Origin of the sequence: Chitinophaga sp. 180180018-3, from assembly GCF_037893185.1 — a bacterium.
GTDB lineage: Bacteria > Bacteroidota > Bacteroidia > Chitinophagales > Chitinophagaceae > Chitinophaga.
On sequence record NZ_CP140772.1, the window covers coordinates 7,579,516 to 7,598,167 of the forward strand.

At 45.0% G+C, this 18,652-nt stretch carries 15 protein-coding genes; 4 read left to right on the forward strand and 11 right to left on the reverse strand.

The window, feature by feature from the left end:
- Positions 1–16 precede the first annotated feature (16 nt).
- On the reverse strand, positions 17–898 hold the full coding sequence (locus UNH61_RS30005) for a hypothetical protein (RefSeq protein ID WP_326995710.1): 882 nt from the start codon (positions 896–898) through the stop codon (positions 17–19).
- A 302-nt stretch (positions 899–1,200) separates the two neighbouring features.
- Between UNH61_RS30005 and UNH61_RS30010 the strand changes: the two genes are divergently transcribed.
- From UNH61_RS30010 to UNH61_RS30020, 3 genes are all read left to right on the forward strand, one after another.
- Positions 1,201–2,082: a hypothetical protein gene (locus UNH61_RS30010; protein WP_326995711.1), complete on the forward strand. Its 882-nt coding sequence runs from the start codon at positions 1,201–1,203 to the stop codon at positions 2,080–2,082.
- 158 nt (positions 2,083–2,240) lie between these two features.
- Positions 2,241–2,405, forward strand: coding sequence for a hypothetical protein (locus tag UNH61_RS30015; RefSeq protein WP_326995712.1), 165 nt, complete (start codon positions 2,241–2,243; stop codon positions 2,403–2,405).
- 24 nt (positions 2,406–2,429) lie between these two features.
- Entirely contained in the window at positions 2,430–3,557 is a 1,128-nt protein-coding gene (locus UNH61_RS30020) for a DUF692 family multinuclear iron-containing protein (protein ID WP_326995713.1), read from the forward strand.
- Between the two features lie 2 nt (positions 3,558–3,559).
- Here UNH61_RS30020 and UNH61_RS30025 read toward each other — a convergent pair whose 3' ends face one another.
- The 9 genes from UNH61_RS30025 to UNH61_RS30065 form a co-directional block, all read right to left on the reverse strand.
- Positions 3,560–4,378, reverse strand: a complete 819-nt coding sequence (locus UNH61_RS30025) for a hypothetical protein (protein ID WP_326995714.1) — start codon at positions 4,376–4,378, stop codon at positions 3,560–3,562.
- A gap of 64 nt (positions 4,379–4,442) precedes the next feature.
- The gene (locus UNH61_RS30030; RefSeq protein WP_326995716.1) at positions 4,443–5,930 is read right to left on the reverse strand and encodes a SusD/RagB family nutrient-binding outer membrane lipoprotein; all 1,488 of its coding nucleotides are present in this window, start codon (positions 5,928–5,930) and stop codon (positions 4,443–4,445) included.
- A 22-nt stretch (positions 5,931–5,952) separates the two neighbouring features.
- Complete coding sequence (locus UNH61_RS30035; RefSeq protein ID WP_326995717.1) at positions 5,953–9,207, reverse strand: SusC/RagA family TonB-linked outer membrane protein; 3,255 nt, start codon at positions 9,205–9,207, stop codon at positions 5,953–5,955.
- Positions 9,208–9,342: 135 nt separating this feature from the next.
- Positions 9,343–9,684: a hypothetical protein gene (locus UNH61_RS30040; RefSeq protein WP_326995718.1), complete on the reverse strand. Its 342-nt coding sequence runs from the start codon at positions 9,682–9,684 to the stop codon at positions 9,343–9,345.
- Positions 9,685–9,899: 215 nt separating this feature from the next.
- Positions 9,900–12,377 (reverse strand): TIM-barrel domain-containing protein, encoded by a 2,478-nt coding sequence (locus UNH61_RS30045; RefSeq protein ID WP_326995719.1) that lies wholly within the window; start codon positions 12,375–12,377, stop codon positions 9,900–9,902.
- A gap of 278 nt (positions 12,378–12,655) precedes the next feature.
- Positions 12,656–14,257 carry a DUF6377 domain-containing protein gene (locus UNH61_RS30050; RefSeq protein ID WP_326995721.1) on the reverse strand — a complete coding sequence of 534 codons (1,602 nt, stop codon included), beginning with the start codon at positions 14,255–14,257 and terminating at the stop codon, positions 12,656–12,658.
- A 148-nt stretch (positions 14,258–14,405) separates the two neighbouring features.
- Positions 14,406–14,852, reverse strand: a complete 447-nt coding sequence (locus UNH61_RS30055; protein ID WP_326995722.1) for a copper resistance protein NlpE — start codon at positions 14,850–14,852, stop codon at positions 14,406–14,408.
- A 44-nt stretch (positions 14,853–14,896) separates the two neighbouring features.
- Positions 14,897–16,045 carry an esterase-like activity of phytase family protein gene (locus tag UNH61_RS30060; protein ID WP_326995723.1) on the reverse strand — a complete coding sequence of 383 codons (1,149 nt, stop codon included), beginning with the start codon at positions 16,043–16,045 and terminating at the stop codon, positions 14,897–14,899.
- A gap of 197 nt (positions 16,046–16,242) precedes the next feature.
- On the reverse strand, positions 16,243–16,395 hold the full coding sequence (locus UNH61_RS30065; protein ID WP_326995724.1) for a lmo0937 family membrane protein: 153 nt from the start codon (positions 16,393–16,395) through the stop codon (positions 16,243–16,245).
- A 273-nt stretch (positions 16,396–16,668) separates the two neighbouring features.
- Between UNH61_RS30065 and UNH61_RS30070 the strand changes: the two genes are divergently transcribed.
- On the forward strand, positions 16,669–17,118 hold the full coding sequence (locus tag UNH61_RS30070; protein ID WP_326995726.1) for a PA2169 family four-helix-bundle protein: 450 nt from the start codon (positions 16,669–16,671) through the stop codon (positions 17,116–17,118).
- Between the two features lie 425 nt (positions 17,119–17,543).
- Here UNH61_RS30070 and thiH read toward each other — a convergent pair whose 3' ends face one another.
- Positions 17,544–18,650: a 2-iminoacetate synthase ThiH gene (thiH, locus tag UNH61_RS30075; protein ID WP_326995727.1), complete on the reverse strand. Its 1,107-nt coding sequence runs from the start codon at positions 18,648–18,650 to the stop codon at positions 17,544–17,546.
- Positions 18,651–18,652 lie beyond the last annotated feature (2 nt).

Consider the following 18,652-nt stretch of genomic DNA (forward strand, 5'->3'; position numbering starts at 1 on the left):
TGTTTTAAACAAAAACTTACTTATGGAATTGTTCATCTTTTATACTGTTCTTCCAGGCCTTTAGTTCCTCAATTTCTTTCTGTTGTTGAATCAGATGTAATGTGAGTTCTTCTACTTTCTGCAGGAGTTTTTTGTTCATTTCCCCGACATCGAGCCCATCTGCTATCACCTTTTTTGCGGATGGCATATCCGGCAGATGTTTGTGTTCATTAATGTATTTTTCAATTGCCTGTAATGAAGGGAGCTGGTAATTGTCCTGGAAAACATAGTCGGGCCAGTCACTAAGTGTTACCCTCACTTTTTTCGCAAAAAGATCTCCGTTCACTGCCAGTGTTGCCTTGGGGGTTGGAGTGCCGATACCCACATTACCGGAAGCCCGCTGTATATAGATTCCTCTTTCCGTACCATCATCACCAACAACGCCAAAAGTAGCGTACGAGTTAGTAGTGGGTGCTGCATTATAACCCATAAAGACCCTGCGACTACCATTTTCTGAAAGATCAATCGTGCCGTAGCCATAGAGAATGTTACCGGTAAATATCCGGTAGTTAGAGCCGGTAGTTTTGATACCACCATTTACCTGTAATGCGGTGTTGCCATCGTCCTGCGCAAAATTAATCAGGGTTCTCGAAGTGGTATTGATAGCAGCACCGGCAAGATTCAGTATTGTATTTACATTTCCGGTTCTGTTGCGGCTTTGAAGGTAGCCCTGGTTGTTTGAATAGTACAGTTCAAGGCCAGCTCCTGTATTGGGGATGTTATCCGCGCCCTCTACCCGTATCAGCGTATTTGTTGCATTGCCTAACGAGGTTACGTATTTTAAATCCTGCACCTGTGCAGATATTTGCTGTAATAAGGTCATAAAAAGACTAAGCAACGTAATGGATGTTTTTTTCATAGATAAATCCGGGTTTAAAATGAATAAAATATAGGAATTACTCTATTGGGCCTATCACGGGTATTCAAAGTCGTCAGGAGGAAATTAACAGCCTGAATTTAGGGTTATATTGTTTTGAACAACCTGAGTTTTTTAATGATAGAAAATAAATCTACACTAAATTTTTCTTTCCTCCACCTCTTTAGAGAAATAGATTATCTTACATAAAATCTTTGTTTAACCTTTACCTGACAGGTGATCCCTGATTCTGTCTGATAAAAAAATCCTGGACCGTTACCGCACAACAATTAAATTATTTAACAATGAAGCAAAAAACCTTATCCCATCTGTTCCTATGCTGTATATTCTTTACTGGTAAAGCTGTAGCGCAGCAATTCGACAGCCTTTATAGTGCAGGCATTAACAAAAGTATCGTCTGGAATACTTCTCCTTATGGTAGTGGATTCGGGCACAGAATCTATTCTACAGACCCCGGCGGCAGAACTGACCTGCGGATTGCAGCCAGGAGTAACTCCGCAGTCTGGCAAGATGTCATGACCATCACCACCAGTGGAAATGTGGGAGTAGGTACAGAAGATCCGCTTGCCGGATTGCATGTTGCGAAAGTGGTAGTACAAAGTAATGGCGAACGCGCTGCCGCTATTTTAGGAAATGCCTATAACGACTGGACGTATTTCGGAGCGCTTTCCGGTGGCAAAATCAGAGGCAGCAATGAAGGATATCTTGACCTGGAAACTAATACTGCTGGTTCTGACAAAAATCTTTATATGAATTTCGCTTCTTCCGGTAATGTTATCATAGCAAAAGGAGGAGGAAATGTAAGTATCGGAACAGCATTTAACAACGGTTACAAACTGGCGGTAAACGGCACCATCGGAGCCCGGAAAGTAAGAGTGGAACAAAGCACATGGGCTGATTTCGTTTTTCATCCGGAATACAAACTGCCTACCCTGCAATATGTTGCTGATTATATTGCCAGCAATAACCACCTCCCCGATATCCCGTCTGAAAAAGAAGTAAAAGAGGATGGAATTGACCTGGGAGATATGAACAGGAAGTTATTGCAAAAGGTAGAAGAATTAACACTCTATCTTATATCTCAGGAGAAGAAACTGGAAAGCGTTCAACAGCGTGTGCTCCAGCTGGAAAAGGAGAATGCGGCTATGAGAAAAAAGCAGCAATAAACATATTAACAGGGCTTTCTCTAAGAGCACAGAAAGCCCTGTTCCCGTCTGTTGCGTAAATTATCAACTTGATAATTTTTCGCTGTAACCTTTATAAAAGCTCCTCGTTTAACAAGTGTGCAAAGCACAATTTATCCTTTCACGTTAAATATGAAAACATGAAATTATCTAAATCTCTACTTAGCGCTATTCTCATTGGCATTGCAGTACAAACTACTGTTACCTCCTGTAAAAAGGACAACCAGACAGACCCTAAAAAGAAAGAAGCAAAAGGACCTAAGCAACAAATGCCCGATGGATGTCCTGCCTGCGGAATGGGATGATCTGTAAAATTCAACGCCTGGGAGATGCAGAAAATATTATCAACCGTTGCCTGTAATCTCGATAACCACCTGCTTGCTGCCTGCCTTCCTCTGCTGGAAGAATCAAAGATAGATGCGATAGAATGGTCGTTCGACACGCTGTTTAAAGTGAATGAAATGCCGCCCTGGTTCATGGAACTGCTGACTGCTTTCAGCCATGAAGGACGCCTTGTCGGACACGGTGTTTTCTTTTCGCTTTTCTCCGGAAAATGGCTGCCTGAACAGGAGCAGTGGCTGCAACAACTAAAGCAGACCTGTACCCGTTTTCAGTTCGATCACATTACGGAACATTTTGGTTTTATGACGGGGAAAGACTTCCACCAGGGAGCCCCGCTGAGTATCCCTTATACTACCGTTACGCTCTGCATTGGAACAGACAGGTTAAAGCGCATTTATGATGCTTGCCGTTGCCCCGTAGGACTTGAGAACCTCGCTTTTTCCTATTCTCTTGAAGAAGTAAAGCGTCATGGAGAATTCCTGGATAAATTGCTGGAGCCGGTAAATGGTTTTATCATCCTGGATCTTCATAATCTCTATTGTCAGCTGCATAATTTTGAACTGACGTTTGAAGAGATGATGATGCTATACCCGCTTCACCGGGTCAGGGAAATACATATTTCCGGAGGGAGCTGGGATGAGCCGCTTGCAGGATCTGTCAGAAAGGTACGTCGTGATACCCATGATGATGCCGTGCCGGAAGATGTATTCAGATTGCTGGAACAGGCCATCCACCAATGCCCGCATCTGAAGTACGTAGTAATGGAACAGCTGGGGAATGCGCTTTCCACGGAAGAAAGTCGTCACTTGTTCCGTAGCGATTTCCTGCGTATGAAGGATATAGTTAGGGAGATGGGTGAATGCAGAAGTGTCTCTCCGCATCAATTTCTTCCGAAATCATTCTCGCTTGCCGGTAAGGCCATAGAAGATGAAAAGTTATACCAGCAACAACGGGAGCTTGCAACTATACTGGAATCGTCCTCAGATTACGAAGAGGCAATGACTGCATTGGGTAGTTCGTCCCTTGCTGTATCCGAATGGCAAATTGAGAAATGGGCACCGCATATGCTCGAAACAGCGGTGAAAATAGCGCGTAAGTGGCAGAAAGGATGGTGACTTTATTGACGAAGAAAACTAACTGACATTCTTTCTCCCGTAATCAGATAAATGATATCTTCTATCTTACGATCCAGATCGGTTTTGTTTAAAAAGGGATAACGGCTTCTGATAGCGTCAATAAATCCGAATTCCTTCAGCAATAATATCTTCCCCTGAATATCAACGGGTGTTTCATTGGCGTATTGACTGGCATGATGAAATTGCAGCGCATGCATGTATTCACCATAAACAAATCCTAAAGTATAGAGATATAGCTCAATGATCTTCTTCCTCTTAGAAGAAATGGCAGGGACTTTCCAGGCCCTGAAATCCGACAGGCCCTTAAAGAAAACGGTGGCAAACTGTGTGAGGGCATTTCTGCGGGGATCCATCGCCACTCGTCTTTCCAGCAGGTTTACCATTTCTTTGGCAGATGCCAGCATAATTGCCAGCGGAGATCTGCTTTCCTGTATGAGATCCGCTTCCTGCTTGATGGTTGCCTTTATATAAGCGCCTGTTTGCAGGAACCTGTTGATAAGATAATTGTTGAACACGAGGTAGTTCGAGTTTACCGGCCTGACGCTGAAAATATATTGTTCTTTATCAAAGAAAAAGCACCGATGAGTTGCAATGCCACTGTTCCTTTCTTCCCGTAATATAGCCTCAAATCGCCGCAGATTTTCTTCTGAGAAGAAATTGAAAAGGTTTGTTTCGAAAGCGGGTAAAGTGAATGGCAGTATATTGAATTGCTGATCGTAGAATTTGAGTTTGTCTTCATACCTGGTAAACCCATTGAACTTTATAGAAAGCTCCTGTATCTCTGCCTGTGTGTAAGCCATAGTATAGTGTATTTATCAGGGGAAACACCGGAGTAGCAACTACTCCGGTGTTTGGGGGATTAATTTATTTTTCCCACCAGGCTTTGTAAACAGTGTTCTCTTTTCCGCCCATTCTGGTCACTTCTGCTGCATAGTTGCTGCTGTTGATGGTTTGTTCGGAAGTAGGATACAGGAACCGGGTAGGGATAGCGCCATTGTTCATATTTGCAGCACCGCCTGTTTGCAGGTCAGGATAACCGGTACGTCTGAATTCGATCCATCCTTCAAATCCGTTATTGATGTTTATCAGCCATTTCTGGGTAATGATCTGACGCAATGCGGAGTTTTGAGTAGAGCCATCAAATGCAACAGTCGCATGAGTAAGATAGCTGGCTGCATTAGCTGCGCTTAATCCTATTTCGGCAAAGGCGCCGGTTACACCGTTGTTATAGTGTGTGGCAGCAGCAGCGGTGCCTCCGCTGATATAACCTTTCAATGCAGCTTCTGCCAGGATGAATTCCTGTTCTGCATAAGTGATAATCCTTGCTTTGATGAGTGCCGGATTATTTCCTTTGGTAAAGCTGCTGTTAAAGTTAGATGACTGGGCACTTTGCGTTGCCGTGGCATCTATCACCATCGGCATACCACCATAATTGTTGAAGCTGAAAGGTGCGCCGGCAGGGGTATTGGCGTTAACTGTAAAATAAGCAGCAATACGAACGCTGTCGCCGGTGGTTACAAACTGATTGTACAAAGTACTGTTCATGTATTTAACTGCAAAATCACCTGAACGCTCAGTAAGGCTCACAAAATTATATGGCGTAACGGTTGGCAGTGCCAGTGCACCACTTTGTGCTGCATTTTGCATCACTGCCGCACTTCCTGCGATAGATTGCATTTCCGCGCTTACGTCCATTTTTGAAGATACGCGAAGCAGGTAACGTAACCGCAGTGCATTGATGAAGCTTCTCCACAAACCGGTGTTGGAGGAGAATAACATATCCCCTTCCATGAGGCCCGATGGATTTGCCTTCAGCAGACTGTCGGCTCTTCTCAGGCTGGATAATATACCCTGATCCGGATCCATATAAACCGTCTGTTGCGGATCGTATGCTGGCGTATATACGCCGGTGTTACCTTTCAGTGCCTGCAGGAATGGGATGTCGCCCCAAAGTTCAGTCAGCTGTGCAAAAGCATAAGACCGCAATGTGAGCGCGGCAGCCTGCAGTAACGGATTGCCCTTGGCCTGAGCCAGTGAATACAATGTATTGGCATCACGGGCTGCTTCATACATGGGGATCCAGTATGGCTCGTTGGTAACCGGGGAATAACGGGTCGGCTGGTCGTAGTACGACTGGCTGAACGTCATGTATTGATTGTAGCCGTTTCCTAATGTCCATACGTTATTGGCGTTGTTATAAAACTCTGTAACGATCGTATTGGACAGCAATGTTGTTGGATCTGGTTTCTCCAGCGAGTTAGGATTTTTATTCACATTGGTGAGTTCTTTTGAACAGGCACCCAGTGTGATACTGATAACGGTCGTCGCAATGATATATATGTTCTTTTTCATGATTTTCAATTAGGTAATTGCATTAGAAATTAAGACCGAGAGAAAAGCCCATGCTCTTTGTAGACGGAATGCTCAGGAACTCAGTACCAGGAAGGATCTGCTGTCCGCGCAATGCAAGCGTTTCCGGATCCACATCCTTGTTTTTGGTAAATTCCAGGATATTCCTTGCCACCAGCGAGAAATTAAGCTTTGCTCCGGAAGCATTACCGAAGATGTTTTTAAAGGTGTAGCCTATACGAAGTTCCCTGAGTTTGAGGTAGGTAGCGTCATACATGAATGCTTCGTTGTTGGAAGCATTGTAGTAGCCATTGTAATAGGTGGCAGCATCCACCTTAATTGTATTGGGCACATATTTGCCGGATCCATCCAGCATCACACCTTTTCCGACAACACCGGTTTCTCTTCCCGGAAGGGTTTCAACAGACATACCACCTGCAAGTACCCCCAGCTCTGTATAAGAGAAGAATTTACCGCCCTGATGCCAGTCCCAGAGGATGCTCATATTGAAGTTCTTATAGCTCAGCTCATTAGACCAGGCCAGGATGAAGTCGGGGTTATAGTTACCCAGCAGTGAATTTTGTGTGGTAGTGAATTGAGGAATACCATTTTTGTAGACAATATTTCCCTGAGGATCCCTTACAAAGGCATTGCCATACATGTTCCCAAGCCGCTGCCCTACTTTAGCATCGTACTGGATAGCTCTGTAGTAACGATCGTACTGGGTAACCTGTGCATATACATAAGTATTGATGCCATCAGGCAGCGATTCTACTTTACCTACGTTATGATTGAAGTTGAAATTCATATCCCAGTTGAAGCCATCAGGATGCGATGAGCGGAATGGCGTAGCTGTTAACATGATCTCCACCCCTTTGTTGTTGATCTTACCACCGTTAACATAAGCGTTGGTATAGCCTGATGAAACGGCGATCGGAAGCTGTACCACTTCGTCTTTTGTATTAGACTGATAAACAGTTACATCGAGTCCGAGTCTGTTGTGAAGGAACCTGATTTCAACGCCGGCTTCTGTAGTAGTGGTAGATGACGGTTTGAGATGACTGTTGGCTAATATATTATTGCCGGTTGTCAGCGGATAAGTGTTGAATGGTGTGTTGGTGATGTAAGTATTGTTGATGGAATATGGATCGGCATCGCGACCTACCTGAGCGGCGGAAACCCGCACTTTCAGGAAGGAAATAGCAGAAGGCATATGAACCATATCAGAGATGATACCACTCAATGAAGCAGATGGATAGAAGTAGGAATTATTTCCTGAAGGCAGTGTACTGGAGCGGTCGTTACGTCCGGTAACATTCAGGAACACGAGGTTCCGGTAGTCAAAATCGGCAAATGCATATAAGCTGTACACAATCTTTTCGAACTTCTCATACAGTGTCGGCAGCTGGTTTTGTGCATTTGAAAAATTGTAGAGCCCCGGAGTAATCAAAGAGTTGGCGATATCACGTGTATAAGTAATGTTCTGCATAAAGCGGTTACCACCAAGAGATGCACTGGCATTGAAAAGGTGACTTGGCTTTTTGTGATACGATACGAGGAAGTCGGTGTTATTCTCAAAATAGTTCACATTGTCTGTCCTGAAACCTCCGGTAGGGAAACGTACAGAAGTAAATGCACGATGGCCTTCCCTGTTGTCGGCATAGAAATCAGACCCTGTTCTCAGCATTACATCCCACTGTGAATTGATGGCATATTTCAGTGAAGCATTTCCTATTATCCGGTTTTTATTGAAGCTGTTCACGTTGTCATACAGGGTTACGTATGGATTATCGTGGTTATTCCAGTACCGGAACTGGTTTTGCTGATCCCTGCCTGTTTGCCATTGTTTCTTCAGAGAATTGATATCAATATTGATAGGCATGCCATACACGCCGAAGAAAGTATACATCACGCTTTCAGAACCGTAACCGATATTCGGGCGATTGCTGCTGCTGCTATTGATATAATTAATGAAGAAGTCGGAAGTAAGTTTGTCGTTGAAGTGGTGATCAGCGCGTAAAGCCAGTCCATAACGCCTCAGGTCTGTACCTGGAAGTATACCTTTGTTATACAGCTGATCTACAGAGAAGTGATAGCTGCCTTTATCAGTAGTACCACCGAAACCAAGACTGTTCTGCGTGGTTAAACCTGTTTGGAGGAACTTGCGGAAATGGTCTGCGTGACCCACCCAGGGAGTAGGTGTAACTGTTAAACCGGGATTGATGCCGCGGGCAACGAGGTCGCCAGCCTGGTAGCCGTCACCGGCTGGACTGTCGAACTGAATTACCTTCAACGACGGATCAAATTTCAAACCCCAGTTAGGAATGTTGTTCTCACTGGCTCCGCCGCCATTTGCAAATTGATAAGTATTAGGAGTACCGCTTGAAGGATAGCCATTTACACCGGCTCCATATTCATTTTGGAGGCGTGGCAGTTTCAGCGGAGATTCAAAAGTAGTGGTAGTATTGAAGGATACGCCGAGCTTTCCTTTTTCAGAAGTTCCTTTCTGTGTTGTCAGTACCACGGCGCCGTTAGCAGCCCGGGAGCCGTACAGCGCAGCTGCTGTAGAACCTTTCAGTACAGTGATCTTGGAGATGTTGTTAGGATTGATTTCTGCAGCGCCATTACCCCAATCCACTTCGGCCCAGGTACCCTGATTGGAAGAGTTTTCGATAGCATTGTTGAAGAATGTTTCGTTATTGATGGGAACACCATCTACTACAAACAGTGGCTGATTGGTACCATTGAAGGAATTCTCTCCCCTGATCACGATACGGGAAGTGGAACCCACACCAGCACCGCCATTGGTAACGATTACACCGGCAACCTTACCGCCGAGGTTATTGATCAGGTTTGGATCGGGTGCCTGGGTGAGTTGTTTTGAGTTAACGGTTTGCACAGCGTAACCCAGCGCCTTGGCCTGTTTGCTGATACCCAGTGCGGTAACCACTACTTCATTCAACGCTTTATTATCTTTCTGCAGCAGAATGGTCAGGTTGGCCTGGCTACCGATGTTGACAGTAATTTGTTTATACCCTAAGAAGTTGATATTGAGTACTCCATCGCTTCCGGCATTGATGGTGAAGTTACCCTCTGCATCAGTAACTGCACCTTTGCTTGAGTTCTTGAGCGTTACTACAGCGCCTATAATGGGCGAATGGTCTTCGGCATCTTCTACTTTACCGCTAACGGCCCTGGTGCTCTGTGCCAGGATAGTGGAAGAATTTAACAGTATAAGGAATAGCGATGAAATAAATAATAAAGAGGAAAGCTTTCGCATAATGCTGATTTGTTTGAAAGGACAAATACACAAATAGTTATTGCTCATAAACGAACTGTTATGAGGCATGCCAATGGCATGAGTGATGTGTTCAGTAGCATGGAAACTGAACAATCATCGGGTATATGTCGCAAATCAGATTCGCAGGACGCAGTGCCTGAGGAACAGTGGAGAAGTACCAGCGGTAGAATGGAAACAGCTTAGTGTTTCTTCTTTAGTGATGTCGGGAAACAGTAGTCTTTTAATCAGACGAAGTACCTGCCGCAGGAGTTTTTGTTCTTCCTGCTGACTTTCAGCCACCATTGCTTCGGTGACAGAGATATCGTCTGTAAAACCAGAGCGTCTTTTATGAACACGGATATGTTCAAAAGTGCCGGCCGGATTCGTTAAGTGATTAATGTTAAAGCTATACCATACCGGGGTAAAGAATACCCTGAAGAAGAGAAGCGTAATTAGTATGATAAAACGCGAATACATTTAGAACAAAGCTATATCAAGGTGTGAAAGCTTTGTTAATATTGCTGTTAAGTTATGATGAATATAATGTTAAGAATGTGTTACCTGCCGAAAGATTTAACAGCACGCAGATCCAATGCGTACCAGCCATCTAAATTTGATGAGTCAGTTGCTAAACAGGATTATCTGATATAGCAAAGATCCTCCGGAGAATCCGGAGGACCGTTTACCTGATATCAAAAATCCACGTTAAGAAGCTGATTACTATTGGTGAATGTTATTTGCTGTACGGCGCATTGTTCTGCCTGACTAACGAATCCCTGCGGATCGAAACGGGAAATGGCAGAAAGGAAAGCATAATTGCCGGCTTGTACTGATATGCTGTTTCCGTTTACGGATATATTTTTCTGTGTATCAAACCCGTGAAGAACCAGGGAAATATACCGGAACTGAGAAGTATAGTTACCGGTTGGTTTTTCCAATGTGATTTTCTTATTGGCAGGTTGATAGGTAATAGCCCGTTGATAATAGCCACCGTTTTCGTTATCGAAGCTCTCCCCGTCATCTTCATAGTAAACGAAGGTATTAGCGCGACTGCCTTTGTAGATATGAAGGACGAGGGTGTCGGATGGTTTTTCAGCCGTATTTTGTATAAGTGACTGCATGGGAATGATACTGCTTTCTTTCACAAACACCGGCAATGATTTGACACTTAACGGGGAAATAACTGCCTGTCCCCCGGAGGTAATAGTATCATTGTAAAGGTTGTACCATTTCCCTTCGGGGAAATAGATTTGTCCAAATTCTTTGGTGCTTTCGAAAGGAGCTATCATAAACGCATTGCCATACTCGTATTGGTTTTGATAGCGGGTATCATAGATGTTGGGATCGAATGTATGCTCAATAGCCAGGGTACGCATCACGGGCATGCCTGTGCGGGCAGCTTCATTCATGGAACTATACAGATAAGGAAGTAACCTGTAGCGCAGGTTGATATAATTGCGGGCGATTTCCAAAACTTCTTCTCCGTATGCCCATGGTTCGGACGATTTAGTATTTACTCCTGTGTGATTACGGAAATAAGGGATAAATGCACCAATCTGCATCCAGCGGGCATATAAACTGACGGTCGGGTTGCCGGTGAATCCGCCGATGTCCATGCCGGCGAAGGGCATTCCGCTTAGGCCCAGGCTGTTCAGCAGGCGAACACCCAACAGCATGTGATCTTCTTCTGCACGGTTATCGCCTGTCCAGATAGCGCTATAGCGCTGAGAACCGGCATAGGCGGCACGGGTCAGCAGAAAAGGACGTTTTTTCAATTCTTCTCGGGTGCCTTCGTAACTCGCGCGCACCATCTGCAATCCGTAAATATTATGCGCCTGCAGATGAGTAACCGGATGCCCTTCGTAGTCGAACAACACATTGTTAGGCATTTTCTGGCCCCAGGTGGCAATTTCATTCATATCGTTCCAGATACCGCGGATACCGTCATGTACATACGATTTTACCTGGCCTTTCCACCACTCCCGGCCTTTGACGCTGGTGAAGTCCGGGAAATGGCACCAGCCGGGCCACACCTGGCCGGTATAATTCTGACCATCGCTGTATTTGATAAAGATGTTTTCCTTTTTACCACTTTCGTAAGCAGGATAGCCCTCCTCTACCCTGATACCCGGATCTACAATCACCGTCAGTTTAAAGCCCATTTTATCCAATTGCCTGCTTAACTGACCGGGATGTGGAAAACGCTCACGGTTCCAGGTGAAAAGCTTATAAGCATCCATGTAATGAATATCCAGGGTGATACCATCTGCCGGTATCTTTTTCTCCCTTAGTGTTTGTGCAATCCGCAGCACTTCGGTATCAGGGTAATAGCTATACCGGTTCTGCTGGTAGCCCAAACTCCACATTGGCGGCATATGTATACGGCCGGTCAGGAATGTATAAGACGCAATGATATCTGCTACCTGAGGGTGGTAAATGAAGTAATAATTCATTTCACCGCCCCTGGCACCAAAAGATGAAAAACGGTTGTTGCTCGCACCGAAGTTAAAATCACTCTGAAAGGTATTGTCGAAGAATATTCCGTAATTGATATGGTGATGTATGCCGATGTAAAACGGGATGGTCGCATAAATAGGATCCTGGTTGGTGGCATAACCGAATTTATCAGAGTTCCAGTTGGTATACCCCTCCCCTCTGCGATCAAGGTTCCCGGTTTTTTCACCTAACCCGATAAACCGCTCGTTCTCCTGCATTTTCTTGTAGGTGGTGACTTCATTACCTATCCACGAGGTCGTCAGCCCGGTCTCATCTTCGTTAATCACCTCCCCGGAAGGTGTCAGGAATCGCACTGAAAACGGGTCGCGGCCGATATGCAGCTGCAGGGAATCGGTAGTGACAACAATCTCCTGGCTATTCTGAGTGGTCTGTATCCGCGTAGGCTGCGGCTTTGCAGTTACTGCATAGGAAAAGTCGGCGCCCAGCGGATGTTGATCCATGCGCACTCTGATCACAGACGGACTGTATGCGGTAATCTCCACATAGGCGTTTTCTGCATTGATCCTGATCTGTTGTCCGGAAATATTTACGGTGTTTACTTTACCGATCTTTTTTACCTGCTGAGCCCGTGCAGAGGAATAGAACAGCAACAACAGTAAGCCTGTACGAATAACCGCCTTTATCGCATGATAGGTGCAATGCGAATTGATCATAAACATATTTTTAGGAAGATGGATTTCCCGGAGTACAGCATCTGGAATACTGACGCCGAAAGATTGATTGTTTAACACCGGATGGGGAGTTTAATTACTATACATTAACGTGGACCACAGCCCCGGTGTTGAGCCAAAGTAACCTATCAATCATCTTGAGGACAATTTCTACAATGGAAATATCAAAAATATAAACAACTCAGGCGGCTGTTTCTTTAGTAGTGTGTTTAAAATCAATTTGTTATATACGAATATATATAAATCACATATGAATCCCGTCAGAGTGCTTTTATATCCATAATCCGGTTTTCAAACTCTTCAGGTGGTACAATGGAACGTTTTTTTATCCGGGTTTTATAAGTGTAGATGGTATTCACTGAGTATTCAAGTATGCGTGCAATTTTTTCGTTATCGGTAATTCCCAGGCGAATCAACGCAAAAATCCGTATATCCGTATTCAGCAGCTCATTGTCTTTTAACAGGATCTGGTTCTCCTTGTCAAACAAGGCATTGAATTCCGCTACGAAATGAGGAAAGATCTTCAGGAATATCCGGTCGAAGCTGGTAAACAGCTCCTCCCTTTCCTGCCTGATATTGATATTGTTTACAACGAAACGCAGTTCTGATGGTTTGTTATCAGCTATCTTTTGCTCCAGTTGCTGCTTTAGTTTTTCAATCTTGCTGATATAACCGGCATTGATATTAAAGCAGTAGCCAACATATTCTTCTTTGATCTTATTGGCTTCCATTAACTGGTGATTGATCACCTGTTGCTGCTGATGCGCTGCGGTGATGATCTGCTGGGCGGTTTTTAACTGCCTGACCTGCCGGAATACAGTAACTGCCAGTATTATCACTGCAATAAGCAGCAGGGTAACAATGGAAGCATAGATCAGCAGCGACTTGTTCCTGTCTTCAGCTGTATTGATCCTTTCATCTTCAATGATTGGTAAAATACTGCTTACCATCACCTTGCGCTGCCGGGCTCCATAAAAAACAGCCTCCGAGATGGCTTTTTCGACGCAATGCGAAGCATTCCTGATATCTCCTTTTTCAAAAAGCAGGGTAGCAAGCATATAAGAAGCCATCGTTTCTTTAGTGGAGCTCCTGATATCGGCAAGGGCCGATTTTATCAGCAGTTGAATGGCGGTGTCTTTCCTGTGTACTTCGGTGTAAATACCACCCAGGCTGCAGGCCGCCATCGCCAGCTGCCGGTCGTTGATTTCCGGTCGGTCGATGTTGGGATAAACTGCCAACGCACCGGGGATATTACCGGATTTAAACAACTGCAAAGCCCTGTTGCGCTTATACTCAAAAGATGCGGGATCCATTAGCTGTAAAGCAGAATCGGTATAGGCGCCTCCGGTTCTGATATAGCTCGGCGTGTAATAATGGTCCTGGTTATAATCAGCAAGATCGTAATACAATCTGCTTTTCAACAGGTAAAAATCAACTTTTATACTATCCGGTGCCGTATTGATATTGAGGGTATTAATAAACGTCATTGCTTCGGTGAACATACCAGACGACAATAACAGGTAGCCCATCTTGATCCGGGAGAGCAATATTTTGTCAGGATCCTGAAGCTGAAGTGCCCAGTGTTCCATTTGCCGGGCATAAATGAAGGCTGAATCAAAGTTGAAAACGTGATAAGCGTGATAAAGCTGCAGGCAATATTGGAATTGCTTATCCGGCGAATCGCCCGCTGCCGGCCGGTTCCGCTTGATACTATCTATTCCGTGCAGTTTAACGGCGTCGTAAGACGCCGACCTGGCCATAGCCTTGTTCAGCTCCCGGAGTAAACTATCCGTTGGAGTGCTGCCATATATATTGAAAGAGAGCAATAAGCATAAAATCAATTTGCTCAGGAAACGGTTCATAGCACGATTGAATAATGAATAATCACAGGTCACCGCTAAATTTAAGAGACTTTTTTGTAAAAGTGTGTTTTAGCTTTTAGCAAAATGCAGCGAAGATTATCTCCACTGCATTTTACTAAAGATGAATAACTAAAGACTACAAGCGCTCCTAAATCACCCTTTTCAAAGAGTAATTACGATTTCCCTCTATCGTTTTCTGATTGGCGTCCAGCAGTTTTAGTTCCCGGTTATCGATCTGCTGAAAAAAGCGCTGCAGGTTCCTGTCTTTGTCAGGATTCAACTGGATGACCGTGGCGCCTGGATCTGCCGGGCTGCCATGTACAATATTGTAGATGCCCTCACTCGGAAATGTGAGGTTTTTACCGAGATAAGTTTCTTTCAGGTTAAAATGATGGTCTTGCTTCCGCTCAAGCGACAACTCTGTAACAATACCTTCGCAGTCGGCACAGGGTAATGTACCTGAATAAGTTGCCCAGGCGGCGGTATCAACGTTCATATCATTATTGGCGGTGCTATCCGCCATACCGGTCGATTTGCCGGAATGCTGGCAGGCAATGAAGGCAGTTGATAACAATAACAGCGACAGATGTTTCATAAAGCAGGTTTTTGTAATTAACAATCAATGAATAGTGTTGGTTTTCAGGGGATAATCTCAAAAAGAAAAAACTGGGTTTCTTCTTTATCTGAAAAGTTATTATCCGCCACAAATACCAGACTTTTATGCCCATTGGGCAATACCGGGCCGTAGGTCACTCCCTCTATGTTATCAATATACCGGCCCAGGCTGGCGAAATTGAACACCAGGGTTTTAGTAGCAGGTTTAAAGCGGGTATCCTGCTGCAGGGAGTTTACCCGGCTGATATCCGTGGCATTGCCTACGTCTGTCAGGAATACCTTGATAGTGCAATCTTTTACTCCTGTGGAGAAGGATCTTTCCAGTGTAAGCATCTGTTGGTCAGACAGGACCATGATATCAGCAATTCCGTTTACGCTGAAAGCATTGGCCGGACTGGGAGGAAAGGCAACCGGTTCCAGCTTATAGGCGTATTGCGCCACGGGTTGCCGCGACTGATTATCAAATTTAATGAGCCGGGTAAACGCAGTAGTATCCCGAACATCTGCTCTGGGTCCATCTTCATAGCGTGGTTCCTCCAGACTTACGAACATATATTTATAGCCGGGGGTAAAGCCAAGTCCTTCAAAAACGCCGTTTCTGCGGGGGCCATTGTCGGTGGCCTGCATCCTGAATTGGGCCGGAAGGGCAAATGAATCGATGTACTGCCCGTTCATACGGATTTCGTAAACACCCGGATTGGTCAGAACAGTATCCTTCTCGTTCACAATCCGTTCTCCTTCACTACTCCATACCAGGCATTGTTTGGCGGGATTGTAGCGAAGTGCTTCCGGATCGGGCGTGAGCGCTGCATTGGTTTTGCTATCTGGATATGCCTGTCCGTTTGCCTGCAGCAGGGTGGTGACAGCAGTGAACTTTACACTATCGAACGACTTATCCGAGAAATAAAGCCGCGCGGTATAGAACCTGGCAGGGTTGATTGCGGAGCGATCGTCGGAAATAAGATAATACCTGTCCACCGACGGGTCGTAATCTATGCCTGAGAGTCCGCCTACGACGGTGCCATTATATGGCATATTGTACGGCACATTTACCTGGCCAATAAATTTCAGTTGCCCGAAGTTGTTAGGGGTAGAACCGGTTTTGCGGGAAGTGCTGCAGCTGAAAAGGGCCAGCAGCAAAGGGGTAATAACTAAAAGCAGGTTTCTTTTCATGATGCCAAGTTAGGAAATCTGCAGAATACCTGGACGAACAGGTATGATATAACATAGCCGTAACCTGCCAATGCGGAGTGCAGCTAAACCAACAGGTAGCCTGATGTTTTACTTCCTTTGCAGAGGGCATAAAAAATCCCATTCAATATGTTGCGCAGTACATACAAAACGGGAAAAATGGTGAAAACGGCCTGATATTACAGTGCCCGTCCCCTGATTATATTTACTAAAATGGCAATAATGGCCAGTATCAATAAAGCGTGTATCAACGCACCGGCAGAATAAACGAAGAAACCTAATATCCACCCTATGATTAGGATGACGGCAATCAGATAAAGCAGGCTGTTCATGTCGTTAAGGTTTTAGATTCGCGAATAGATTCATTCCTTGAACCAAAAATACCGGAAAATTTATGCCAATCAGAAGACCCGCATCTAACGGCTGTCTCCGCATTAATACCTTCCGCCGGATGTGGAACCTTCTCCACCATACGTGAAAAAAAAGGACGGATACAAATGGACCGTCCGCCCCAAAGCCCTTGTGAGAGGGGGTTTGGAGAGTGGATGGGTTTTTGAATCGTGTACAGGAGGTAACAGACATTTTTTAACCATAAATATTTGATCATGTCCGGGGATGAAAAATTAACCACGGTCCTTAGCGACCTGGTAAAGATCAATAACGACAGGATTGAAGGATACAAACAGGCAAAAATGGCTACCGAAGATGTGGATCTGAAAGCGTTGTTCCAACATATGGTCAACGACAGCCTGAAACATATTGCTGCGCTTAATCAGCAGCTCGAACTACTGGGGATGTCTGCAGCAACTACTATGGGAGGAAGAATTTACGATGCCTGGACGGCGATTAAGACCAGGTTCACGGGAACAGACAGGTATTCCCTTTTTTCCTCCTGCGAATACGGAGATGATGCGGTACAACGCGCCTACGCAGACGCATTAAGTATAGATGTGCCCATGCCGCTTGCTTTGAGAGATCTGATCGCCAAACAACGGGAAAGTGTTAAGGAAGCACATGAAACAATAAAAAGTTACCGGGATGTGGTGGGCCAGTAGCATTTTGTGCATTCTCCTTCAGTCTGTTCTTTTTGTTCAAATCAACCAGTAAAGCGGTTGTTCACTATAGCCATATTATTTTTGGATAAGAGAAATTCCAATCATACTTATATTGATAAGTAATATGGCAACTACGGGATTTTCGGTACAGGGCTGCTTCATATGATTTGGAGCAGCCCATTTTTTATGTTGTAACAGTAGATTTTTAGTCTAACTTCATCTTATGGCAAGGCCCGATCAGGTCTGTGTTGTTCAATGGCTGAGTTGCTGTTCATTTTGTTCAGTTTAGAGATCCGCCTAAAGATTTTGGATCTCATGTGTTAATTTTAATCTGATTGAGAGAAGTTTCTCTTGTATGACTTTTAACCTCCCCATGAAAAACAAACAATAACCGAGTAGGTGGTCTAACCAGCCACCTTTCTTTTTCAGGAAAGGGAGGAATCCCAATCTTTCCATACCGGTTCATATCCCTGTTTTTTCAGCATGGCCGCTATCACCACAGCACTTCGTTCATCCGAAATCTCAAATTGTTCAAGCGATTGAGGGTCCACAGTATACCCTCCAGGGTTGGTCTTCGAAGCCGCGCTCATAGAGGTTATTCCCAGCCGCACAATATTATCCCTGAACTTCTCTTCTTCCCGGGTGGAAATGCTCAGCTCCACTTCCTGATTAAATAGCCGGTAGGCACAGATCAGTTGTACCAGCTCCCGGTCGTCCATGACTACTTTAGGTGTCAGTCCGCCGGAAAAGGGTCGTAGCCGGGGGAACGAAATGCTGTACTTGGTTTGCCAGTAAGTTTTTTCCAGGTAAGAAAGATGTAACGCAGTGAAAAAGCTGTCGGTACGCCAGTCTTCCAATCCGATAAGTACCCCCAGTCCCATCTTATGTATGCCAGCCCTGCCCAGCCGGTCGGGGGTATGCAGCCGGTATTCGAAATTCGACTTGCGCCCCCTGGGATGGTGTTTTTTATAGTCGCTCTGATGGTAGGTCTCCTGATATACCAGTACTGCATGCAGTCCTAACAAGGCTAATTCCCGGTAATCTTCTTCTTCCAGTGGCTGTACTTCCATGGAAATGTTGGCAAAATGTGGCCGGAGTAATTGTATCGTTTTTTTGAAGTAGTCGGTGCCAACTATCTGGCTGGCTTCTCCCGTCACCAGTAACACATGATCGAAGCCCATTTCCCGGATAACGGCAGTTTCCATTAATATTTCTGTCGCAGAAAGCGTTCTGCGGCGGATTTTGTTATCAAGACTGAACCCGCAGTAGGTGCATATGTTCTGGCACTCGTTGGACAGGTACATGGGAATATACATCTGCATGGTATTGCCGAATCGCTGCAGCGTCAGCTCATGGCTGATAGCCGCCATCTGGCTGAGATAAGGAGCTGCGGCGGGAGAAATGAGTGCCGCGAAATCGTTGAGGGAGCGGCGCTGTTTATGCAGGGCCTCTTCCACATCCCGGGATGTTTTAGCATAAATACTTTCCTTAACAGCATCCCATTCATATTGATCAAATATGCTTTTGAACATAC